Origin of the sequence: Nonomuraea turcica, assembly GCF_030718205.1 — a bacterium.
GTDB lineage: Bacteria > Actinomycetota > Actinomycetes > Streptosporangiales > Streptosporangiaceae > Nonomuraea.
On the sequence record NZ_JAUZQF010000023.1, the window covers coordinates 142027 to 164481 of the forward strand.

Annotated in this window: 21 protein-coding genes and 1 riboswitch; of the genes, 10 read left to right on the forward strand and 11 right to left on the reverse strand. The window is 71.1% G+C overall.

Annotated elements, in window-relative coordinates; all coding sequences use genetic code 11:
* Nucleotides 1-6 precede the first annotated feature (6 nt).
* A complete protein-coding gene (locus tag Q9G87_RS44890) occupies nt 7-576 on the forward strand; it encodes a hypothetical protein (protein ID WP_305922748.1) in 570 nt (189 codons plus the stop codon).
* Nucleotides 577-789: 213 nt separating this feature from the next.
* Here Q9G87_RS44890 and Q9G87_RS44895 read toward each other — a convergent pair whose 3' ends face one another.
* On the reverse strand, nt 790-1659 hold the full coding sequence (locus tag Q9G87_RS44895) for an NAD(P)-dependent oxidoreductase (RefSeq protein ID WP_305922749.1): 870 nt from the start codon (nt 1657-1659) through the stop codon (nt 790-792).
* Nucleotides 1660-1781: 122 nt separating this feature from the next.
* A riboswitch (guanidine-I (ykkC/yxkD leader) is annotated at nt 1782-1881 on the forward strand.
* Between the two features lie 51 nt (nt 1882-1932).
* On the opposite strand from Q9G87_RS44895, the gene Q9G87_RS44900 reads away from it, so the two are divergent.
* From Q9G87_RS44900 to Q9G87_RS44920, 5 genes are read left to right on the forward strand one after another with little or no spacing between them, the layout of a single operon-like run.
* A complete protein-coding gene (locus Q9G87_RS44900) occupies nt 1933-3072 on the forward strand; it encodes an agmatinase family protein (RefSeq protein ID WP_305922750.1) in 1140 nt (379 codons plus the stop codon).
* Nucleotides 3069-4049, forward strand: a complete 981-nt coding sequence (locus tag Q9G87_RS44905) for an ABC transporter substrate-binding protein (protein WP_305922751.1) — start codon at nt 3069-3071, stop codon at nt 4047-4049. Before Q9G87_RS44900 ends, Q9G87_RS44905 begins: the two co-directional genes overlap by 4 nt.
* Before the next feature lie 53 nt (nt 4050-4102).
* Complete coding sequence (locus tag Q9G87_RS44910) at nt 4103-5032, forward strand: ABC transporter permease (RefSeq protein ID WP_305922752.1); 930 nt, start codon at nt 4103-4105, stop codon at nt 5030-5032.
* Nucleotides 5029-5784, forward strand: a complete 756-nt coding sequence (locus Q9G87_RS44915; RefSeq protein ID WP_305922753.1) for an ABC transporter ATP-binding protein — start codon at nt 5029-5031, stop codon at nt 5782-5784. Before Q9G87_RS44910 ends, Q9G87_RS44915 begins: the two co-directional genes overlap by 4 nt.
* A gap of 57 nt (nt 5785-5841) precedes the next feature.
* The gene (locus Q9G87_RS44920; protein WP_305922754.1) at nt 5842-7848 is read left to right on the forward strand and encodes a PQQ-binding-like beta-propeller repeat protein; all 2007 of its coding nucleotides are present in this window, start codon (nt 5842-5844) and stop codon (nt 7846-7848) included.
* Here the strand turns inward: Q9G87_RS44920 and Q9G87_RS44925 are convergent.
* Nucleotides 7845-9689: a ligand-binding sensor domain-containing protein gene (locus Q9G87_RS44925; protein WP_305922755.1), complete on the reverse strand. Its 1845-nt coding sequence runs from the start codon at nt 9687-9689 to the stop codon at nt 7845-7847. The genes Q9G87_RS44920 and Q9G87_RS44925 overlap by 4 nt on opposite strands.
* A gap of 184 nt (nt 9690-9873) precedes the next feature.
* On the opposite strand from Q9G87_RS44925, the gene Q9G87_RS44930 reads away from it, so the two are divergent.
* On the forward strand, nt 9874-10542 hold the full coding sequence (locus Q9G87_RS44930; protein ID WP_305922756.1) for a histidine phosphatase family protein: 669 nt from the start codon (nt 9874-9876) through the stop codon (nt 10540-10542).
* Here the strand turns inward: Q9G87_RS44930 and Q9G87_RS44935 are convergent.
* Nucleotides 10529-11059: a uridine kinase family protein gene (locus tag Q9G87_RS44935; RefSeq protein WP_305922757.1), complete on the reverse strand. Its 531-nt coding sequence runs from the start codon at nt 11057-11059 to the stop codon at nt 10529-10531. The two genes, Q9G87_RS44930 and Q9G87_RS44935, sit on opposite strands and share 14 nt — an antisense overlap.
* A gap of 106 nt (nt 11060-11165) precedes the next feature.
* Between Q9G87_RS44935 and Q9G87_RS44940 the strand changes: the two genes are divergently transcribed.
* Complete coding sequence (locus Q9G87_RS44940) at nt 11166-12323, forward strand: CaiB/BaiF CoA transferase family protein (protein WP_305922758.1); 1158 nt, start codon at nt 11166-11168, stop codon at nt 12321-12323.
* Nucleotides 12324-12396: 73 nt separating this feature from the next.
* Complete coding sequence (locus Q9G87_RS44945; protein ID WP_305922759.1) at nt 12397-13884, forward strand: carboxyl transferase domain-containing protein; 1488 nt, start codon at nt 12397-12399, stop codon at nt 13882-13884.
* On the opposite strand, the gene Q9G87_RS44950 is transcribed toward Q9G87_RS44945, so the two are convergent.
* The 7 genes from Q9G87_RS44950 to Q9G87_RS44980 form a co-directional block, all read right to left on the reverse strand.
* Nucleotides 13881-15860, reverse strand: a complete 1980-nt coding sequence (locus Q9G87_RS44950; protein ID WP_305922760.1) for a hypothetical protein — start codon at nt 15858-15860, stop codon at nt 13881-13883. The genes Q9G87_RS44945 and Q9G87_RS44950 overlap by 4 nt on opposite strands.
* Nucleotides 15857-16357: a sigma-70 family RNA polymerase sigma factor gene (locus Q9G87_RS44955; RefSeq protein WP_305922761.1), complete on the reverse strand. Its 501-nt coding sequence runs from the start codon at nt 16355-16357 to the stop codon at nt 15857-15859. The genes Q9G87_RS44950 and Q9G87_RS44955 overlap by 4 nt, the downstream gene beginning before the upstream one ends.
* Before the next feature lie 33 nt (nt 16358-16390).
* The gene (locus tag Q9G87_RS44960; RefSeq protein ID WP_305922762.1) at nt 16391-16786 is read right to left on the reverse strand and encodes a hypothetical protein; all 396 of its coding nucleotides are present in this window, start codon (nt 16784-16786) and stop codon (nt 16391-16393) included.
* Nucleotides 16787-16853: 67 nt separating this feature from the next.
* Entirely contained in the window at nt 16854-17300 is a 447-nt protein-coding gene (locus Q9G87_RS44965; RefSeq protein WP_305922763.1) for a hypothetical protein, read from the reverse strand.
* A 26-nt stretch (nt 17301-17326) separates the two neighbouring features.
* Complete coding sequence (locus Q9G87_RS44970; protein WP_305922764.1) at nt 17327-18103, reverse strand: carbon-nitrogen hydrolase family protein; 777 nt, start codon at nt 18101-18103, stop codon at nt 17327-17329.
* Entirely contained in the window at nt 18063-18983 is a 921-nt protein-coding gene (locus tag Q9G87_RS44975) for a DUF418 domain-containing protein (protein WP_305922765.1), read from the reverse strand. Before Q9G87_RS44975 ends, Q9G87_RS44970 begins: the two co-directional genes overlap by 41 nt.
* Nucleotides 18980-20692, reverse strand: a complete 1713-nt coding sequence (locus tag Q9G87_RS44980) for an alpha/beta hydrolase (RefSeq protein ID WP_305922766.1) — start codon at nt 20690-20692, stop codon at nt 18980-18982. Before Q9G87_RS44980 ends, Q9G87_RS44975 begins: the two co-directional genes overlap by 4 nt.
* A gap of 26 nt (nt 20693-20718) precedes the next feature.
* Here Q9G87_RS44980 and Q9G87_RS44985 point away from each other — a divergent pair, with 26 nt between their 5' ends.
* Nucleotides 20719-21888, forward strand: a complete 1170-nt coding sequence (locus Q9G87_RS44985; protein WP_305922767.1) for a pyridoxal phosphate-dependent aminotransferase — start codon at nt 20719-20721, stop codon at nt 21886-21888.
* On the opposite strand, the gene Q9G87_RS44990 is transcribed toward Q9G87_RS44985, so the two are convergent.
* Nucleotides 21866-22411 carry a TetR/AcrR family transcriptional regulator gene (locus Q9G87_RS44990; RefSeq protein ID WP_305922768.1) on the reverse strand — a complete coding sequence of 182 codons (546 nt, stop codon included), beginning with the start codon at nt 22409-22411 and terminating at the stop codon, nt 21866-21868. The genes Q9G87_RS44985 and Q9G87_RS44990 overlap by 23 nt on opposite strands.
* Between the last annotated feature and the right edge of the window lie 44 nt (nt 22412-22455).

The following is a 22455-nucleotide window of genomic DNA, read 5'->3' on the forward strand; positions in this document are numbered from 1 at the left end:
TCCCCCGTGAACCCCCCGTTCTCTGCTTACGTCGATGAGTCCATGCGGATTCCGCATGGGCTCTACCTGATGGCGGCCGTGCTCGTCTCCCCGAATGAGGCGGCGACGCACCGCGCGGCGCTCCGGGCGCTCCTATTGCGTCGGCAGCGGACGCTGCACTGGCGCGATGAGAACGACAAGCGTCGGACCTGCATCATCGAGGCGGTCGCGCTGTTGCGTCCATCGGCGCTGGTCATCGTGGGCGCTGGGCTCGACGTCAAGCGACAGGAACGGGCGCGTCGGAAGTGCATGGAGCACCTACTCTGGGAGCTTGGGCGCAGGCCGGTGGTGGACGTGTTCTTCGAGTCTCGCGATCCTGCCATGGACACGGCCGACAAGAAGCTGATCGACGTGCTCCGCGTCCGCAACGCGATCGCTCCTCGGCTTCGGGCTTTGTGGGTGCCCGCCGTCGAGGAGCCCCTCGCCTGGCTGCCAGACATCGTGGCGGGCGCGGCTTCGCTGGCCGCGTGTGGCGAGATGGATTTTTGGGAGATGCTGGGTGGCGGCGTCGCATTGAAGCCGATCGCGCTGGACTGAGCCCAGACAGCGCAAAGCCCGGGCTCCTGTCGTCCGGCAGTCCACCCGGGCTCACTTCCACTCCCATCAGCGATGGGCGGCAACCTCAATGTACCCGAGCGCCCACGGAAAGTCACCTGGAATGCGCAGGCCCGGGCTCCTGTCCTCCGGCAGTCCACCCGGGCTCACTTCCCATCCTCCCCGCAGGAAGGCGGCGTGCTGCGACTTTATCGCTCACCCCTTGTCGAAGCTCGCGAAATAGGTAGCCGCCATGTCCTCGTCCCCATGCCCCTGGGCCTCCGCCCGCCGGAAGCGTTCCCCGGCCGCCTCCACCACGTTCAGCCGAACCCCGGCCGCCTCCCCGGCTCGCGTGATCAGCAGCGTGTCCTTCTCCGCGTTGGACACCGTGAAGCTGGGAGTGAAGTCGCCCTCCATGATGGCCTTGGACTTGGCCTGGAAGTAGGCGTTGTCCAGCGGCCCGCCGCTGATCACCTGCCGGACCAGGTCGGGATCGAGCCCCAGGCCCTTGGCGAGGGCGAGGGACTCGGCGATGACGGCGGTCAGGGAGATGGCGTAACTCACCGCGGCGAGCTTCAGCTTGGAGGCCGTGCCGTCGGCACCGGACTCGCCGAGCCAGAGCGTGCGCTGGCCGACCGCGGCGAAGACCGGCTCCAGCGCCTGCTGGGCGGACTGCGGCCCCGCGGCCAGGATGATCAGCTTGCCCTGCTCGGCCGGCTGCTTCGTGCCCTGGACCGGCGCGTCCACGAACGTCAGCCCGTGCTCGCCCGCCAGCGCCGCCAGCCCGCCGATCGCGTCGATCCCGACCGTGCTCATCTGCGCCCACACCTGCCCGGGTCGCAGCCCGGGCGCGGCGGCGGTCATCGCGGCGCGTACCGCGTCGCCGTCGCTCAGCATCGTGACGATCACGTCCGCGCCCTCGACCGCCTCGGCCGGAGACCCGGCCACCACCGCGCCGTAGGCTTCCAAGGGCTCGGCCTTGTCTCGAGTGCGGTTCCACGCCGTGACCCGCAGGCCGGATTTGACGAGGTTGCGGGCCATGGGAGCGCCCATGAGGCCGGTTCCGAGAAATGCGACAGAGGTCATGGGATCACCCTACGAAGAGCGGGGAAGCGGCCCGCGCCCGGGGGACCGGTAAGCCGACTGGAACAAGGTCTTAACGGCGGGGAAACACCGCAGGAGTGCACTGAGGGGGACTCACCGAGAGCGTGAGGCGCACCTAGGGTTCCGCCGGTTCCACGGGTCTGGTCCGAGAGGTGCAGGCGGCCTGTGCCGGCCGCTCCACGGCGGGATAAAAGCCCGGGAGGTCAGCCAACGCCTGGCTGCCTTCCGGCCGGGCGACGATCATTCGGAGCTCGAATGCACTGGCACCCCCGCAAACTCCACGACGACTACGGACCCGAGGCGCGCTTCGCCGTCGAACGCGAGGCCGAGCTGCCCACCACCGCCTGGGACCGCGAGGTGGCCCGCGCCCTGGAGCTGGGCCTGCAGGGCGCCGACTCCATCGTGGACCGGCGCATCCCCACCTTCTCGCGCGGTGAGCTGCCGCACTTCGCGGGCATCAACACCTTCCTCAAGGCCCCGTACGTCGAGGACGTGCGCACCTGCGGCGACTACGACGTGGCCGTGCTCGGCGCGCCGTTCGACGGCGGGACCACATATCGCCCCGGCACCCGGTTCGGGCCGCAGGGCATCCGCCGCATCTCGGCGCTGTACGGGCCGTACAGCTTCGAGCTCGGCGTGGACCTGCGCGAGTCGATCACGATGGCCGACCTCGGCGACATCTTCACGATCCCGGGCAACATCGAGAAGACCTTCGACCAGATCTCCAAGGCCGTCTCCCACGTGTACGCCAGCGGCGCCTTCCCTGTCGTCCTGGGTGGCGACCACTCGATCGGCTACCCGACGGTACGCGGCGTCGCCGAGCACCTGTCCGGAAATCTCGGGATCATTCACTTCGACCGGCACGTCGACACCCAGGAGACCGACCTCGACGAGCGCATGCACACGACGCCGTGGTTCCACGCCACCGACCTCCCCAACGTGCCCCCGCAGAACCTCGTCCAGATCGGCATCGGCGGCTGGCAGGCCCCCAGGCCCGGCGTGAAGGTCGGCCGCGAGCGTGGCACCACCATCATGACGGTCACCGACTGCGTCGAGATGGGCATCGAGGCGGCCGCGGAAAGGGCGCTGGAGGTGGCCTGGCGCGGGGCCGAGGCCGTGTGGTTGTCGTTCGACGTGGACTGCCTGGACGCGGCGTTCGTGCCGGGGACCGGGTGGCCGGAGCCTGGCGGGTTCCTGCCGCGGGAGGTGCTCAAGTTCATCCAGATCATCGCCGACGCGGCGCCGCTGGCCGGGATCGAGGTGGTCGAGTGCAGCCCGCCGTACGACAACGCCGACATCACCTCGCTGATCGCCACCCGCGTCATCTGCGACACGCTCGGCTGCCTGGTCCGCTCCGGTCACCTGCCGTCCAAGAAGAAGGAGGCCGCGTCATGATCCGCCGGCTCCTGACCGCCGCACTGCTCGTCGTCTGCGCCGCCTGCGGCGGAGGCCAGCCCGCCGCGCCCACGGGCTCTGCCGGGAAGGCCGTCACCCTGGGTTTCTCCGCCTGGCCCGGCTGGTTTCCCTGGCAGGTCGCCCAGGAGAAGGGGCTGTTCGCCAAGCACGGGGTCACCGTCGAGCTGAAGTACTTCGACAGCTACACCGACAGCCTCACCGCTCTTGCCACCGGCAACATCGACGCCAACGGCCAGACGCTGAACGACACGCTCGCCTCCGTCTCCGGCGGGGCCAAGCAGACCGTCGTGCTGGTGAACGACAACTCCACCGGCAACGACCAGATCATCGCCAAGCCGGGCATCACGTCGGTGGCGCAGCTCAAGGGCAGGACGGTCGCCGCCGAGCAAGGGACCGTGGACCATTACCTGCTGCTGCTCGCCCTGCGCAAGGCCGGGCTCAAGCAGAGTGACATCACGTTCAAGCCGCTGCCCACGGATGCGGCGGCGGCCGCGTTCAAGGCGGGGCAGGTGGACGCGGTCGGGGTGTTCGCGCCGTTCACGACGACCGCGCTGGAGCTGCCCGGCGCCACCGCCATCGCCACGTCCAAGGACTTTCCCGGGGCGATTCCGGACCATCTGGTGGTGTCGCGTTCTCTTGCCGCCGACCGGCCCGAGGTCGTGCAGGGGCTGGTGAAGACCTGGTTCGACACGCTGGCCTGGATTGAGGCGAACAAGGCGGAGGCTCGTACGATCATGGCCAAGCGGGCGGGGGTGAGCGAGCAGGCCTACGCCGAGTACGACGCCGGGACCACGATCTTCTCGCTGGCCGACAATCTGGAGGCGTTCAGCTCGGGGAGCCTGGAGAAGCAGGCCAAGGAGATCGGCGCCTTCCTGACCGAGTCGGGCCTCGCTGACACGGCCCCGCCGCTGGACGGCCTGCTGGATGCGCGCTTCGTCCAGGGAGTGTCACCATGAGCGGTCCGCCGGCCCATGCGGCATCCGTGCAAGGTGCCGGGTCATCGGGATCGATGTCCGCGCCACCGGACGCGCGCCCTTCACCAGAAGAGGCCGCTGCGCCCGGTGCCGGACCGGCGAGCGAGCGGCGGCCGGGAGACCGCGCCACCTGGCCGCCGCTCCCCAAACGCCCCTCCCGCGCCACCGCCTCGCCGCTGCCCCGCCTGGTGCGCTGGCGGCGGGGGGCTGCTCTGTCCGGGCGGGCGCGGTGGGGGCTGCGGGCCGTGGCGGTGCTCGTGCCGCTGGCCCTCTGGTGGGCCGTCAGCTCCATGGGCGTCGTCGACCCGACCTTCCTGCCCTCGCCCGCCGCCGTGGCCCAGGCGTTCGCCGAGATGGCGGCCGGCGGACAGCTGCTGTCGGACGCCGCCGCAAGCCTGGGCAGGGTGGGTGCCGGCTTCGGGCTCGCGGTGGCGATCTCGGTGCCGCTGGGCATGGCCATGGGCACCTCCCAGGTCGCGCTGGCGCTGCTGGAGCCGGTGGTCGGGTTGCTGCGATACCTGCCGGCTTCCGCGTTCATCCCACTCCTGATCATCTGGTTGGGCCTGGGTGAGCCGTCCAAGATCGCGATCCTGGTCATCGGGGTGGTGTTCTTCAACACGCTCATGACGGCCGACGCGGTCCGTGCCGTGCCGGCCGAGCTGCGCAGGGCCGCCGCCACGCTCGGCGCGACCGGCGGCGAGGTGCTGCGCAAGGTCGTCTGGCCGTACGCGCTGCCCGGCATGCTCGACGCGATGCGCGTCAACGCGGCGGCCGCCTGGAACTTCGTGGTCGTCGCGGAGCTGATCGCCGCCGAGTCCGGGCTCGGCTACCGGATCATCCGCGCCCAGCGCTTTCTCCAGACGGACCGCATCTTCGCGGTGCTCGTGGTGATCGGTGTCATCGGCCTCGCCATCGACGTCGGGTTGAGGCTGGCCAGGGCCAGGGTGGGGAGGTGGGCGGCATGACGCTCGTGCTGCGCGAGGTCGTCAAGGAGTACGCCGGCCGCCGTGTCCTCGACGGCATCGGCCTGGAGGTGGGACGCGGCGATTTCGTCTGCATCGTGGGCGCCAGCGGTTCGGGCAAGTCCACGCTGCTCGGCATGATCGCCGGCCTGGAGCCGGTCACCGGCGGCGCGATCGAGCTGGACGGCGTTCCCGTGAGCGGGCCGGGTCCCGAGCGTGGGCTGGTGTTCCAGTCCGGGGCGCTGTTCCCGTTCCTCACAGTGGCCGAGAACGTCGGATTCGGCCTGCGGCTGCTGCCCCTGCCGGCCGCCGAGCGCGAGCGGCGCGTCCAGTGGTACCTGTCGGAGGTCGGGCTGACAGCCCTCGCGCACGCGTTGCCCAGGCAACTGTCGGGCGGCCAGCGGCAGCGCGTGGCGATCGCCCGGGCGCTGGCCTGCGAGCCGTCCATCCTGCTGCTCGACGAGCCGTTCGGCGCCCTCGACGTGCAGACCAAGGAGGACATGCAGGTTTTCCTGCACCAGGTGTGGCGGGACACCGGCGCGACCGTCCTCATGGTCACCCACGACGTCGAGGAGGCCGTGCTGCTGGGGAGGCGCGTGATCGTGCTCACCTCCGACCCGGGGCGGGTGGCGGCCGAGTTGCCCGTGCCGCTGCCGGATCGCCGGGAGATCCGGCTCAAGCGAACTCCGGATTTCCTCGACCTTCGCGCCACGGTCGAGGACCTCATCAGAGGACGAGTGCCAATGCTGGATTAGTTCCTGTGCCGTAATTAGGTATTGACGCGAAACCAAGCGGCTTTCTAGGTTTCGGTCATGACCTTAATCAAGCGCATGCTGGCCTGCGGCATGGTGGGCCTCCTCGCCGTGCTCGGCGCCGCCGCTCCGGCGGCCGCATCGGCGCCCCACGTGGAGGATCTCGGCGTCCCCTTGGAGGACGTGCTGCTGATCGGCGGCGTGGTGGCTCCCGGACCCGGCGGCCGGACCGTGCTGTGGGGCGCCTCCTCGGGCGCCCCCGCCCACCTCAACGCCGTCGACCCCGCCACCGGCGCCGAGGTGGCCAGGCACGACCTGCCCGGCGCCGCCGGCTCCTGGGCCGTGGACGCCGCTCCGGACGGCGGCGTCTACGTCGGCACGTACGGCGACGGCCGCCTCTACCGCTGGACGGACCAGGGCGGCGTCCAGGACCTCGGCAGGCCCCTGCCCTCCGAGAACTTCATCTGGACCGTGGCCGCGGGCGAGGGCGCCACCGTCTACGGCGGCACGTCGCCGGGCGGCCGCCTGTTCGCCTACGACCCCGCGACCGGCGTGCGCGACTACGGCAGGCTCTCGCCCACCCACGCCTACGTCCGCAGCGTCTCCTACGCCGGCGGGAAGATCTACGCGGGCACCGAGGCCCCCGCCGCCGTCTTCGAGATCGACGCCGCCTCGGGCGCGACCCGGCAGCTCCCTATGCCCGACGGCCTCGACCCGGCGGGCAAGTGGGCCTACGACGTCAACGTCGCGGCGGGCTTCCTCTACGTCCGCTTCGGCGGCGCGAGCCCCGGACCGCTGCACGTCTGGGACATCGCCGCCGGCCGGTGGAGCGACACGCTCGACGCCGCGCACGGCCTGGACGTCTCGCCCCCCGACGAGCAGGGTGCGGTCTACCTGGTCAAGGGCGGTGAGCTGGTCCGCTACGATCCCCGGACCAAGGCCGCGACGGGGACCGGGGTGCCCATCACGGGCCGGGTGGCCAACACACGCGGCATCGGCTGGGCCGAGCTGGGCCTGCCGGACTATCCGGGCAAGAGCATCGTCGGCCTGCTCTGGCGCGGCCTGATGTTCCGCTACAACCCGCAGACCGGCGCGAAGTCGTTCGTGCAGACGGGTGTCAAGGGCGAGCCCATTGACGTGACCGCGCTGGCGGAGGGCCCCGACGGCCGCATGTACGCCGGCGGCTTCCTCAACGGCGGCTTCGCCGCCCTGGACCCGGTGACGGGCAAGAGGGAAGAATTTCACACGTTCTCGCAGAGTGAGGACATGACCGCGCACGACGGCAAGCTCTACATCGGCGCCTATCCCGAGGCCAGGGTGTACGCCTACGACCCGGCGCTGCCGTGGAACAGCACCGAGTACTCGCCGAGCCCCGAGCCCGGCCCGGCGGCGAACCCGGCCCGGCTCTTCGACCTCGCCGCGGACCAGCAGATCAGGCCCCGGGCGCTGGTGTCGGCGGGCCACTACCTCGCCGCGGGCACCATGCCCGACCTCGGCCACCTCGGCGGCGTGCTGGCCATCTGGGATCCGCAGACCGGGGCGCTCAAGCACGCGCAGCGCAACGTGGTCAAGGACCAGAGCATCGTCTCGCTCGCCTACCGCGACGGCGTGCTCTACGGCGGCACCTCCATTTACAGCGGCCAGTCGGCCACACCGCCGACCCAGCCGGAGGCCAAGCTGTTCGCGTGGTCGGTGAAGGAGAACCGGCTGCTGTGGGAGATCGTCCCTGCCCCGGGCAAGCCCGCCATCCCGGCGCTGACGTTCGACGATCGGGGGCGGTTGTGGGGGATCGCCGGTGGCGAGGTGTTCGCGGTCAGCACGGCCGCCCGCAAGGTGGTCGAACGCGTCACGCTGTCGGGCAGCAAGAGCTCGAGCGGGCAGCTCGCCTTCAACCGGCGCGATCAGGTCCTGTACGGCGCGCACGCCGGCCAGTACGTCTTCTCCCTCGACCCACGGACCGGGCGGCACGCCGTGCTGCGGCAGGGACCTGTGCACCAGCTCGCGGTGCACAGGTCCGGGGACGTCTACTTCGCCGAGGGGTCGCGCCTGTTCCGGCTGACCCGTTAGCAGATGCGGTAGGTGTAGAAGTTCTCGTTGCGTGACAGGTAGAGATGGCCGTCAGGGCCGAGGGTGAGGTTGGTGATCGGGCGGGCGATGCGCGCGAACGCCATCGTCCCCGGATCGAACCGGTACACCTTGCCCTGCACCTTGCCCCACAGGAAGCCCTTGTGGAAGAAGAGGTGGGTGTCCAGCCAGACCTGCGTGGCGCCGGCCCAATTGTAGGTCTGGTGCTGGACGGACCTGACGGTCCGCCCGGTGGCCGGGTCCAGCTCGAACAGAGTGTCCGGGGTCAGCCCCCACAGCCGCCCCGCGTCGTCGAAGACGATCGAGCCGAGCGCCAGGTCGCCGGCGACGGGGGTGGACTGCCACTTGAGCGAGTCCGTGGCGATGTCGTACGCGAACGCCACGGCCTCGCCCGCCGGCGTGCTGGTGCCGCCGAAGGCCGAGGTGGCGCCATAGATGATCCCGTCGCGGTAGGCCAGCCCGATGATGCTGTGGCCGGGGATGATGTTCCGCCTGATGACCGAGCGGCCGGTGGCGGGGTCGAGCAGGCCGAGCGCGCCGCCGTGGGTGCCGGCCTTGGGCACCGTGCCGAACGCCAGCCAGTCGCCCGCGGAGATCATCGCGAAGGGCCGGTCCTGCTCCTGGCCGCCGAGGTCGAGCAGGAGCCTGGGCGCGGTTCCGTCGAACTCGTAGATCCGCGCTCCGGGGTAGACGCCGAGGTAGAGCTTGCCCTTGTGGGTGACGATGCCCTCGCTCTGACCGACCTTCGGCCAGTTCTCGGCCTCGCCGGTGGCGGGGTCGTAGGCGGTCAGGCCGCCGGTGAAGAAGCCGCCCGCGTAGACGCGGCCGTCGGGGCCCGCGCCGAGCGAGCGGATGCTGACGGGCTGGGCGGTCAGCGTGCCGTCGAGCAGCCGGCCCCGGCCGGTCTTGCGGTCGAAGTGCCAGATGCGGCCGGTGGAGCTGGTGCCGACGAGCACGTGCCCGAGCCAGCCGAGCGGGCGGGCGGCACCGTCGCCGTACTCGGTGAAGCCCAGCTTGGTGATCTTCTCGGTCTCGAGGTCGTATTTCACCAGCTCGTCGTTCTGGAACAGGTAGAGGTCGTGGCCGTGCCTGCCGCCGCCGAGGGTGAGGCTGTCGACGTCCGTCACGACGTCCTTCCACTCGCGTGCGTCCAGGTCGTACACGCCCATGGGGTTGGCGCCCGTGGAGGTGACGAAGCGGACGAGCAGGTGACGCCCGGCCACGTCCACGTCGTAGGCGTAGCCGGTGCCCTCGATGGGCGGGTCGATCATGCGCTCGACCGTGCCGCCGGGGGAGAGGACCGCGACCTTCATGCTGCTTGCGCCGATCCCGGCGTACACGGTTCCGTCCTCGCCCACGGCCAGGTCCCTGACGTGCTGCTCGCCGGGGACCGGGCTGCCCAGGTTGGTGTACTGGCCGGTGGCGGTGTCGTAGCGGAAGAGCTTGCCTGTGGGCGCGGTTCCGCCGTAGACGGTGGAGCCGTCGGGGCCTGCCGCGACGGTCCAGATGAACGTCTCGGTCGCGATGGGGATACCAAGCTCGCTGACCTGGTCGGTGGATGGGGTATAGCGGAAGAGGCGGCCGCCCATGGCCCCAGTCGTGGCGTTGTAGCTGCCCACGTACACCGAATGGTCCGGGGCGACGGTGACGGCCCAGGCGCCGAGGGCGAGCGGGAGCGGCCGCTCGCCGATCAGGCGGCCGTCGCGGGCATCCCTGATCCCGAGTATCGCCGGGCCGGAGGCGCTGGAGGTGACGGAGTAGACGCGCGGGCCCTGCGGGTGGTCGGCGTCCAGGGCGGTGCCGGCGGTGGTGATCTCCGTCATAAGCGTGCCGAGGGTCTGGAAACCGCATCCGGTGGGTGGAGCCGACGTAGATTCGGCCTGGGCCGGAGCTGAGAGGGATAACACGATGAGGAGTACTACAGCGAAGATGCGCATGAATGGCCTCCAATAGCTGATAACGGCCTTGACCGTAATTCGCCCAGCGAGTCCGTGGCAAGATGGCGGGATGAGGCTGGGAATGATCATGGCGGTGCGACACGGGCAGAGCCAGGCCAACCTCGCCTATCAGGAGGCCGGCGATCGGCCGCTGTTCTACGAGCCGGGCGACCATGAGGTCACGCTGACCGAGCTGGGCAGGGCGCAGGCCGCCGCGCTGGGGCGGTTACTGGCGGCCATGCCCGCCGCCGAGGCCCCCGAGCTGGTGTGGTGCTCCCCCTACCTGCGGGCGCTCGACACGTGGAAGATCGCGCAGCACGCGTGGGGCGTGGACCCGCTGCCTGTCACCGTGGACGAGCGGCTCAGGGACCAGGAGGCGGGGGCGTTCGCGCACTACAACCTGGCCGCGATCAGGGAGCGGTTCCCGCAGGAGCTGGCGCGGTGGGAGGCGGAGGGCGCCTACGCCTTCCGCCCGCCCGGCGGCGAGTCCCTGGCGGACGTCGTCGTCCGGCTGAGGGACTTCATGAAGGACCTGGACGGGCGGCGGGTCCTGATCGTCGCCCACGACTCCGTGGTGCTGGGGTTGCGCCACGTCATCGCAGGCCGCCCGGACGCCGGCCTGGCGGAGGTCCTGGAGTTCGCGCCGGTGCTGAACGCGTCCGTGTCCGTCTGGCGGAGCGGCGGCGGCCAATTCGAGCTCGTCCGGTTCAACGACGTCGCCCACCTCACGTCCGGATGATGAGATCGGCACGCTCGCGGGTGCGGTCCGCCGCGAACCACGCCTTCTCCGCCGCGAACCACTCCTGCCACCGCGGCTCCAGCTCGGGCCCGTCCCGCTCCAGCACGCGGGCGAAGCGAACCGGCTCGGCGGCCTCCACCCAGATGGTGAACGCCAGCAGATGAGCCGCCGAGGCGCGGGCCGTGCCGACGCCCTCGATGACGAGGACCGGTGCCAAGGGGACGGTCACCTGCTCGGCGTATTCGCCGCGTACCCAGTCGTACCTGCGGAAACTGCCGGGCCGCCCGCTCTGGAGCGGGCGCAGCACCTGCTCCTCCAAAGCGTGGAACCAGCGGCCCGGCCCCTCCTCCCACGGCACCGGGAAGTCGTCGCTGTGGATCACCTGGCACCCGAGTGCCGTCCCCAGCCGTTTCGCGAACGTGGTCTTGCCCGCCCCCGCGGGCCCGTCCACGGCCACCAGGCGGACCGGACCGCAGGAGGGCCGCAGGCTCCTGATGCGGTCGGCCAGCGAATTCACCGACCCAGGTTAGATGACGGGGGACATGTAACTGAGAGAATGTTCTTTCGCCCCGACCGCAGGCGGCACGTACGCAAGCAGCCCGGACGCAAGCAGGAGGTTGACCGTGCTCGGACCCCTCGGCGACATCGTCGTGCTCGACCTGTCCAGGGCCCTGGCCGGACCGCACGCGGCGCAGATGCTCGGTGACCTGGGCGCAACGGTGATCAAGGTGGAGCATCCGGACGGGGGTGACGAGTCGCGCGGCTGGGGGCCGCCGTTCGTCGGCCCGGACCACGATATTTCGACGTATTTTCTGGCGGCCAACCGCAACAAGCAGTCCATCGCCGTCGACATGAAGTCCCCCGAGGGCAAACGGCTCATCGAGCGCCTCGTCCGCCAGAGCGACGTCCTCGTGGAGAACTTCCGCACCGGCGTGCTCGACCGCCTCGGCTTCTCCGTCGAGCGGCTGCACGAGATCAACCCGCGCCTGGTCATCCTGTCGATCACCGGCTTCGGCCACGACGGCCCGGAGGGCGGCCGCCCCGGCTACGACCAGATCGCCCAGGGCGAGGCCGGCCTGATGTCGCTGACCGGCCCCTCGCCCGACGAGCCCTACCGCGTCGGCGCCTCCATTTCCGACCTGCTCGCCGGCATCCACGGCGCCTACGGCGTGGCCGGCGCGCTCTACGAGCGCGAGCGCACCGGCAAGGGCCGCGTCGTGCGCACCTCGCTGCTGGCCGCCGTCACCGGCGTGCACGCCTACCACGGCACCGCCTGGACGGTGGGCGGCCAGGTGCCCGCCGCCAGCGGCAACCACCACGTCTCCATCACCCCGTACGGCTCCTTCCGCTGCGCCGACGGCATGCTGCAGATCGCCGCCGCCAACGAGGGCCAGTGGCGCAAGGTCGCCACCCTGCTCGGCATCGACCCGGAAACGCCGCGCTACGCCACGAACAAGGACCGGCGCGCCCACCGCAAGGAGCTGATCGCCGACATGGAGAAGGCTCTGGCCGCCCACGACCGCGGCCACTGGCTGGCCAAGCTGGGCGCGGCCGGCGTGCCGGCCGGTGCGATCAGATCGCTCGACGAGGTCTACACCTGGGAGCAGACCCGCTCGCAGGGCTTGGTCGTCGAGGTCGAGCACCCCGTGCTCGGCCGCATCGAGCTGCCGGGGCCGCCGCTGCGCTTCGACGGGCTGACCGGGGTGGAGCACACCGCGCCGCCCATGCTCGGTCAGGACGGCGACGCGGTGCTGGCCTGGCTGGAGGAACGTGAAGGATGATTCGCGATCGGTGGCACCGTCTGATGCGCTCGCGCGTCAACATTGCAACGTCGGCAGACATTAGGGAGCGATAGTGAGCCGTCCGGACGCGCGCACTCTGATCGAAACGGTCCTCGACCGGGGATCGTGGAAGTCGTGGGACGCGCCGCCCGCCGATCCGGCCGAGCCCGGCTCCTCCTACGCCGACGAGCTGGCCGCGGCCCGCGCCAAGTCCGGCTACGACGAGGCGGTGGTCACCGGTGAAGGGCTGCTCGAGGGCCGCAGGGTGGCGGTCGTGGCGTGCGAGTTCTCGTTCATGGCCGGCTCGATCGGGGTGGCGGCGGCCGAGCGGTTCGTGTCGGCGGTCGAGCGGGCCACCCGCGAGCGGCTGCCGCTGCTGGCCGCGCCGGCCTCCGGGGGCACCCGCATGCAGGAGGGCGCGCTCGCGTTCGTCCAGATGGTGAAGATCACGGTGGCGCTCCAGGCGCACCGGCTCGCCGGGCTGCCCTACCTGGTGTATTTGCGGCATCCGACGACCGGCGGAGTGTTCGCGTCGTGGGGGTCGCTCGGGCACGTCGCCGCCGCCGAGCCGGAGGCGTTGATCGGGTTCCTGGGGCCGCGGGTCTTCGAGGCGCTGCACGGCTATCCCTTCCCCGAGGGCGTGCAGGTCGCTGAAAACCTGCGCCGCAAGGGCCTGCTCGACGCCGTGGTCTCGGCCGCTGACCTGCGGGCGATCGCGATCAGGGCGCTGGCCGTGCTGGCCGCCGACCGCTCCGCCATCGAGGCGGGACCGGCCCCGGAGGAGGACCTGCGGCCGGTGGAGGCGTGGGAGGCGATCACCCGCTCACGCCGCGACGACCGGCCGGGCGTGCGTACGCTGCTCAAGCTCGCCGCCACCGACGTGACCCCGCTCAGCGGCACGGGGGAGGGGGAGAACGAGCCGGGGCTGCTGCTGGCGCTGGCCAAGTTCGGCAGCGCGCCGGCCGTGGTGCTCGGCCAGGACCGCCGGGTCCAGCGGGCCAACTCGCCGCTCGGCCCGGCGGGGCTCCGGGTGGCCAGGCGCGGCATGCGGCTGGCCGCCGAGCTGGGCCTGCCGCTGATCACCGTGATCGACACGGCCGGAGCCGACCTGTCGAAGGCGGCCGAGGAGGGCGGGCTGGCCGCCGAGATCGCCCGCTGCCTGGCCGAGCTCGTCATGCTCGACGCGCCGACCGTCTGCCTGCTGCTCGGCGAGGGCGCCGGCGGCGCGGCGCTGGCCCTGCTGCCCGCCGACCGGGTGCTCTGCGCGCAACACGCCTGGTTGTCGCCGCTGCCGCCGGAGGGCGCCTCGGCGATCCTCTACCGTTCGGTCGACTTCGCTCCCGAGATCGCCCAGGCGCAGCGCATCCGCGCCACCGACCTGCGGCACGACGGCATCGTGGACCGGGTCATCCCGGAGCTGCCGGACGCCGCGTACGAGCCGCGGCAGTTCTGCGAGCGGGTGGGACGGGCGCTGGAGCACGAGATCGCGGGATTGCTGGCGGTGAGCCCGGCGGACCGTCTCGCGGCCCGCCAGGCCCGCTACCGCAACCTCGGCCTCTAGGACGGCGGCCAGCGCGGCTTGTAGGTCCACACCACCCGGCCGGCGGCGTCGTACCCGGTGAACCGCAGGCCCGGCCAGATGATCCCGGGCTTGCCCGCCTTCTCGGGCACCGGCCCTACGAACATCAGCACACCCTGCCCCCAAGGATCGGGCATGGTGTCGGCGGTCGCGGTGTCGCCGCCCTTCAGCTTGACCTCGACGCGGGCCGTGCCGGGGAGCGTGAAGCCGTACCAGTCGGTCTTGTGCTGCGCCCACTCCAGCGGCCGCTCGGCCGCGATCATGTCGCTCAGCTTCCCGCCGGGGATGGGCTCGAACGTGCCCGGCAGCTGTTGGTTCCCCTTCCAGAACCTGGTGCAGTTGTCCGGAAAGAGCACGGCCGTGATGGTCCCGCGGGGCAGCGCGTGGGCACGGCCCTGAGACCGATCCGCCTCCCAGCAGTCGTGCCGGGTGTGCGAGACCTGCTCGAGCTGCCTGCCCTTCACCTTGAAGGCGAAGGCGGCGACGTCGGTGCCGTAGGGATACCTGACGTACCAGACGCGGGCGGGAGCGCCCGGGGCGGACACGAACGCACCGCGGATGCGCCGCCCGTCCTTGAGCACCGCGTCGCCTGCCTCCCACTCCGGCGGCGCCGCGCCGTAGGAGATGGTCGTGCCCGGCGCGGGGAGGAAGGTGTTCGCAGAGCTGTGGCTGAAGCCGCTGGCGGCGTCCAAATCCGCGCGGCCGCAGCCGTTCTCCTTACGCCCGTCGTAGCCGACTCCGCCGGAGACGCAGAGCATGTGGGCGTCCGCCGACTTGACGAACCACAGGCGGACGGGGCCATGGCCGAAGTCCTCCGTGCCGGGAAGGGTGATCGTGTCGCCGACCTGCTTGCCGACGTCCGGCTCGGGTCCCGCGGCCGGGTTCGAGTCCTTGCGCCAGATCTCCTTGCCGGTGGGGTCGTAGGCGGTGAGGCGGTGGCCCGCCGCCACGCCGTCCTGCGGTGCCGTGGCGAACAGCACGATGCCCAGGCTCCACGGATCGGACCTCGTCGCCACGGTGGTCGCCCCGCCTCCAGCGGCCGCTATCCGAACCTGGGCGATGTCCTTCCTGGCTACGCCCAAGGCCTGATCCCCGAAGAGGAAAAAGGACACCGGCGCGTCCTTCAGCACGTCTTCGGGCTCGAGTCTGGTCGATCCGATGACCACGCCGTGGCGCATCCAGACCAGCATCCGGCCGTTCTCCGTCTTGTACGGGCCGACAGAGAGGCCGGCGCCCAGTTCGATGGTCTTTCCCACCTGCTCGTCGCCCTTGACCAGGCTTCGGCGCAGCATGGAGCGCGGCATCTCGCGGTCGGGGCGTCCGGGCTCGGAGAACACGACCTTCGACACGGGGTCAGTGGCGGCGTACGTGACCGTCCAGATCAGGAACGGCGCCTCTCGCGGGCGCAGCAGCGTGCCGGGGATCTTCCGCCCGCTCTCGGTCACCGCGCCGACCGCCTCGACGCCCGGGCGGGCCACGCCGTAGTCCATGACGCGGCTCGCGCCGTCCCTGGCCGTGCTGCCTTCATACCAGCCGTTCCAGGTGGTGATGCGGGTGTCCCTCATGCCGCCGCAGGACCCGTACGGCTCCGCGCCCGCGTGCTCGGCGATGTGGCACAGCTCAGGCTGGCCCATCACGCCGCCGGCGAACCAGAGCCGCAGTTTCCCTCCTGCGGGGTCGTCGAGGGTCACCGATTCGCCGGCCGGTGTCCTACCCTCCATGAGCCGCCGGTAGATCTCGTCGGGGTCGTTGGCCGCGGAGTTCCTGCCGAGTCCACCGTTGAGGAGGATGGGCACGAACACCGCCAGCAGCGCCACCGGCAGCGCGGCTAGTGCCCACCGCGCCCGCGAGCGCCGCGGCCGCCGATCGAGCACCCGCTGCCAGGCGTCCGGGCTGGCCTCGTAGGTCTGGGCCCGCGCCTCGAACGCGGCGCGCAGGCGCTCTTCCAGCTCGCTCATCGCGCGTCCTCCTCCTTCAGCGCCTTGCCGAGGGCGGCCAGGGCCCTGCTGGCGTGCGTCTTCACCGATCCGGGCGACACGCCCATGGCGTCGGCGATCTCGCGTTCGGACAGGTCCAGCCAGTAGCGCAGGACCAGGGCCTCGCGCTGGCGGCGCGGCAGGCGGTCGACGGCGGCGAGCAGCTCGCGGTGCTCCTCGGCGACGAGCACGGCGTGCTCGCTGCTGCGCGCCGGCTCAGGGGGGTCGGGGCGGCGTAACCGGACGAGCCTGAGGTGCCGCAGCCGGTTGCGGGTCAGGTTGCAGACGGTCGCGCGCAGGTAGGCCAGGGCGGCCCCGTCGTCGCGCAACCGCCTGGTGTGCAGCCGGGCGAACGCCTCCTGGGCGATGTCCTCAGGGTCGTCGGCGCCGAGCAGGCCCGCCAGGCGTACCAGACTTTGGTACTGGGCGGCGAACAACTCGGCGAACGACGGCTGCGCCATGGTTGCTGTGTCGATCACACTTCAGAGACACACCAGGCGTGTGTTCGTTGACTAAGGAACCGGGATGCGTTCGACCCGGATGGAGAAGACCTCTTCGCGGGGCACCACGACCTCGTAGGCGCCGTGGTCCACCATCCAGTAGCCCAGCGCCTCCGCCTTCATCCCGCTGTGCCCGGTGTAGGCGATGTGCAGCCCGTCCTCGTCCTCGTCCAGCACGATGCACGGCTCCCCGCCGAACGCCCCCACCGTGCGGATCAGCACCAGCCACTCCACCTCGGACCTGGCCACGGTGCGCCGCCAGTAGCCGGCCGCCGGCTCGAAGCCCTCCAGCTCGGCCTCGCTGAACAACACCACCTGGTCGTTGTCGGGGCCGAGCGCGGCAGGCAGGGTCAGCTCGCCGTAGCGGGCCACGAAGCCGGAGGCGACCGGCGCGATCTCCTCGCTCATGCGCCCTCCTTCGTCGGGCGCATGAGCGAGACTCGGCTGTGTCTACTGGTTCGCTCGCTTCGCTCGCTCATGCGGCGGGCCGCCAGGTCAGCCCGTCGTAGTCGGCGAAGCGCCGCTCACTGTCCGGGGTGAGGTGGACGATCTCCGCACCGGCCGGGATCGGCATCGGCACGGTGTGGAACTGCGGCACCACGTGGTCGGGGGAGGTCGTGAACCCGTTGCCGGCGAACGGCGGCGCGTCGCTCCAGTCGCCACCCATGTGGGGCCCGTACGGCACCGCGTAGGTGTCGACATCGCGGGCATACCACCGCATCACATATAGCTCGGGCACCTCGGCGAACAACTCCGATCCGTCGAACGACAGGTCGAGCCCCCAGTAGAGCGCCTCGGGTGTGGTCAGCCTGACGCAGTCCTGCACCCGATAGACGTAGCCGGAGATCACCGTGCGCTTGCCCGACAGGTAGGGCACGAGCAGACGCGGCGGGATGACCTTCTGCATCTGCGTTCCGCTCACGGTACTACTTTACGATCGGTTGACCCCTACAAAACCCGGTGTTCCAAGCACGGGAGCGTGGCCCGGGCCGTGGCGGTCCATTCCGGGTCTACCCGCACCACCTGCACGCCGGGCGCGGTGCCGAGGTCGGCGCGGACCACGCCCAGCGGGTCCACCAGCATGCTGCGGCCCACGCCGTAGCCGTCGGACGACTCGGCCGGGTTGGGCGCCTGGCCTACGGCCGCGGTCCACGTCGTGTTCTCCAAGGCCCGGGCCCTGACGAGGGTCACCCAGTGGTCCTCCTTCAGCGGCCCGGAACCCCAGGCCGCGATCACCGCGAACAGCTCCGCGCCCTTGTCGACCAGCGCCCTGGCCAGCTCGGGGAAACGGATGTCGTAGCAGGTGATCAGCCCCACCCTGAGCCCGGCCAGCTCCACGACGACCGGCTCGGCGCCGGGCGCGACCAGGTCCGACTCCTTCGCGCCGAACGAGTCGAACAGGTGGATCTTCCGGTACGCCGCCTTAATCGTCCCCTGGGGGTCGAGGGCCACCGCCGTGTTGTGCACACGTCCCTCGCCCGGCGAGAACACGCCGGCGATCACCGCCGTGCCGTGCTCGCGTGCCGCCTCGGCCAGGCCCGACACGAACGGCCCGTCCAGCGGCTCGGCCAGGCTCGTGATGCGCCGTCCGTAGCGGGTGAGCGTGGCCTCGGGGAAGATGGCCAGGTCGGCCCCTTCGGCTCGGGAGAGCGCCTCCCTGACCCTCTTGAGGTTCGTCGACGGGTCAGGTGACACCGGGATCTGGCAGAGGGCGATTGTGGTCACGGCCCGACTCTAGCTTGTTGGGCACCAGCCGGAACCGGGTGAGGCACCGCCAGACCCACTCGAGCGGACCGTACCTGAACCGCGCCAGCCACCACCGGCTGAGCACCACCTGCACGGCCACGGTCACCAGCGCCACGGCCACCACCGCCCAGCGGGTCGGGTCGGCCTCCCGCACCGGCCCGGTCAGGACGATCACCGCGGTGCCCGTGACGTAGTTCGTCAGCGCCATCTTCCCCAGGGGCTCCAGCACCGCCGACAACCACGGCCGCAATGCCAGCAGCAGCCCCAGCGAGTACGCAGCCGCCCCGGCCAGCGCGGCCATGCTGTAGGCGAGCCACTCGTTGGTGAGGGCCCACGCGGAGGTCAGCAACGCGGTGGCCACTGCCGCCGCCGCGAACCCCGGCAGCAGCAGCCACCTGGGTGGCCGCAGCTCCCACAGGGCCATGCCGACGAGGAACAGTCCGGGGATCAGCAGCGGCCCCCCGCCCACCAGCAACGCCCACGTGATCGTCGCCAGCCCCAGCAGCAGCACCGGCGCCCCTGGCGCCAGGAACGTGGCGGGCAGCAGCACCACCGCCCCGTAGAAGGCGTAGTCGGTGAGCACCTCGCCCTCGTAGAACGTGTGCTGGATCAGCCCGATGCAGAACAACCAGAACAGCCGGCTCAGCAGCGCCCACCGGTTGTTGCCGCGCAGGAAGAGCATGAAGCTGATGCCGAACAGCAACGAGAAGATCGGGTAGAACCGGCTCTGGAGGAACGCCTCGATGGTCCAGTCGAGGGTGTTCGGCGGCTCATGCGGGGTGTGCTGCCAGGTGTTGACCAGCATGATGCCGCCCACCGCGAAGCCGCGGAGGGCGTCGAGCTCTCGGATGCGCGTCATAGGACCCAGGTGAACCACCATACGAGGAATCCGCCGCTGATGACGGTCGCGGCGATCTGCGGCCATCGGCGATCGCGGAGCAAGACCGCCGCGGTCAGCACGGCAGAGGCGACCGCGATCCACGTGTACATGCCGACCACGCCGGGGACGCCGACGGCCAGAGCCGTCTCGTTCCTGACCGCCTGGTCGTACACGGACTGCGCCACCAGCCCGGCGAACGCCACGCCCGCCAGCCCGCCGAACGCCGCCACCGACCGGCCCCTCAGCGCGCCCGTCACCAGCTGGACCAGTGCCGCGAGCGCGAACAACCCGAACGGCGCGGCCAGCCACGGCGACCGGGAGATCTGGTAGGGGGCGCCGGTCACGTGCAGGTCGCCAGGCCGGTCGGCGTCGTCCAGGCAGGGCGCGGCGGTGTTGGAGACCGGATCGGCCACGAAGTCGACGATCTTCCTTCGGGCGCATGCACTGGTGAGGAAGACGGCGTGCGCGGCGCCGGGGATCTCGGCGAAGCGGCCGGCGGGGAGCGCCTCGGCGGCGGGTCTGCTGGTCCTGGGCGGGGTGGTGGGGTCGTACCGGCCGCCGAGCACGAGCACCGGGCCCTTGGGGGCGCTGTTGACCGGCGTGGACTTGGGGAGCCGCCACGCGTCGCACACCGCTCTGTCGGCGTTCACGGTGAACAGCCGGGACTTGGCGGTGAAGGCGTTGAACGGGACCTCGTCCTGGCACTGCACCGCGTGATACAGCCCGAACGCGTGCGAGGTCAGCCCTTCGCCCACGGCGTCCGCCAGCGGCCGCAGCAGCTCGTCGTGCCCGCCGGCCAGCGCCGGGACCAGCGCCGGCGCCACCGCGGCGACGTCAGCCTCGTGCAGCGCCTCCGCCATGATGGTGGCCACGTCGTCGCCGGTCATCCGCGCCGTGAACCCCCTGCCGAGCACTGGGTCGGTGACCGGCACCCGCGCCGGTGCGGCGTTCAGCCTGGCGGTCATGGCCGCGGACTCGTCCCGGACGCCGAGCAGGGTCATCGTGTCCGCGAGGTTGCGTTCGGCGTCGTCGTACCAGGCGACGCGCTCCGGCAGGAACGAGTCCAGCACCACGGTGCGGGTGCCCTCCGGGTCGGCCGCGGCCACGTCCAGCATGACCCTCGTCGAGTAGCTGACGCCGAACAGGTTCCACGACGCGTAGCCGAGCTCCCGACGTAACGCGACGACGTCGGCCACCATCTCCTTCGTGTTGTATCCCCGCAGGTCGATGCTCTGTTCGCGGAGCCGGTCGCGGCACTTGACGGCGGCCGCGCCCACGTCCGTGGGAGGCGTGCGCAGCTGCCCGAGCAGCGCCGCGGCCGTCTCGGGGCAGCCCAGCACGGGCTCGGAGTGCGGGCCGCCGCGCTGCTCGATCGTCACCACGTCACGGTCCGGGAACATCGCGCTCAGGAAACCGGTGAGCTGGATCGACGCCGATCCCGGGCCGCCGCTCATGTACACGACCGGGTCCGGTTTGCGCCCCTTCGCGGTCGAAGAGCGCACGGCGTAGCCGACCTTGATCCTCCTGTCCGGGGCGTCCCTGCGCTCGGGGACGACGAGGAACCCGCAGGTGGTGCGAGGCGGCATGACGACCGGGCAGCCGCCTGGCCGGGGCGCGGCGGACGGTGGGGTGAAGGTCATGACGGCAGGCACGGACAGGGCGAGGGCGAGCACGACCCGAGTGATCACGGAAGGAAGACTAATAGTCTGGCGTTGTGACGGAACCTCTTGTGGCCAGGATGCGCGCCTTCGGGACGACGATTTTCGCCGAGATGAGCGCGCTCGCCGTTCAGACCGGGTCGATCAACCTCGGTCAGGGCTTCCCCGACACCGACGGGCCGGCGGCGATGCTCGATCGCGCGGTCCAGGCGATCACGTCGGGCGCCAACCAATATCCTCCGGGGCCCGGGATGCCCGAGCTGCGCCGTGCCGTCTCCGAGCACCGGGCCGAGCATTACGGGCTGTCCTACGATCCGGCCGGCGAGATCCTCGTCACCGTGGGCGCCACCGAGGCCATCGCGGCGAGCGTGCTGGCACTGTGCGAGCCGGGCGACGAGGTGATCGCGTTCGAGCCCTACTACGACTCCTACGCCGCCTCGATCGCGCTGGCCCAGGCCCGGCTGGTGGGCGTCACGCTGCGGCCGGTCGCGGGCCGCTTCACGTTCGACCCCGACGAGCTGCGTGCCGCGGTCACGCCGCGCACCCGCGCCATCCTGGTCAACTCGCCGCACAACCCCACGGGGACCGTGTTCACCCGCGCCGAGCTGACCGTCATCGCCGAGCTCTGCCAGGAGCGGGATCTGGTGGCGATCACCGACGAGGTCTACGAGCACCTGACGTTCGACGGAGTCGAGCACATTCCGCTGGCCACCCTGCCCGGCATGCGGGAGCGCACCGTGATGATCTCCTCGGCGGGCAAGACGTTCTCGGTGACCGGCTGGAAGACCGGGTGGGTGTGCGCGCCGGCGCCGCTGGTCACGGCGGTGCAGACGGTCAAGCAGTTCCTCACGTTCACCGCGAGCGCGCCGTGGCAGCTGGCGGTCGCGTACGGGCTGCGGCAGGAGCTGGAATGGGTGGCCGCGCTGCGCGCCGGGCTCCAGGACAAGCGCGACCGGCTCATGGAGGGGCTGGCGGCGGCCGGGTTCGAGGTGCTCAAGCCGGCGGGCACCTATTTCGTGCAGACCGACATCAGGCCGCTCGGATTCACCGACGGGCTGGACCTGACGAGGAGGCTGCCGGAGCTGGCCGGGGTGGTGGCCATCCCCACCCAGGTCTTCTACGACCACGCCGAGCGGGGCCGGCACTTCGTCAGGTTCGCCTTCTGCAAGAAGGAGGAGGTCATCGACGAGGCGGTGACCAGACTCAAGCGCCTGTCGGGGGCCTGAGCCCGTCGAAGACGACGGCGAGGGTGCGGGTGCGCAGGCCCTCGTCCCAGTTGTTGTGCTGGGCCGCCAGGCAGGTGGCGCTGAGCAGGGCCAGCAACTCGGCCATGCCGACGTCGCCCCGCACCGCCCCGGCCCGCTGCGCACGCGTCAGGAGCGCCTCGATGGCTCCCCTGATGTCGGGCGCGCCTGCCTTCGCGTCGATGCCGGCGACGGCCAGTGCGTCCACGAGGACCTTCTTGACCGTCGAGTCCTCCACGATCTTGGTGAAGAACGCGAAGAACGCCGCACCGGCGTCTTGTGCCGCGGCCAGCTCATCGGCCAGGCCTGCCAGCCGTTGCTGCCGGTCCATCACGATGGCCTGGTAGAGGGCCTCCTTCGTGGGGAACTGGCGGTAGATCGTACCGACCCCCACGCCCGCGACCTCGGCGATCTCGCGCATCGACGCCGACAGTCCGTCTCTGGCCAGCACCTCTTCCGCGGCGTCGAGCACGCGTGCGCGGTTGCGCTGGGCGTCGGCGCGCATGGGGCTCCCTTCGTTTCCCGTTGACAACCGGAACGAGTGTTCCG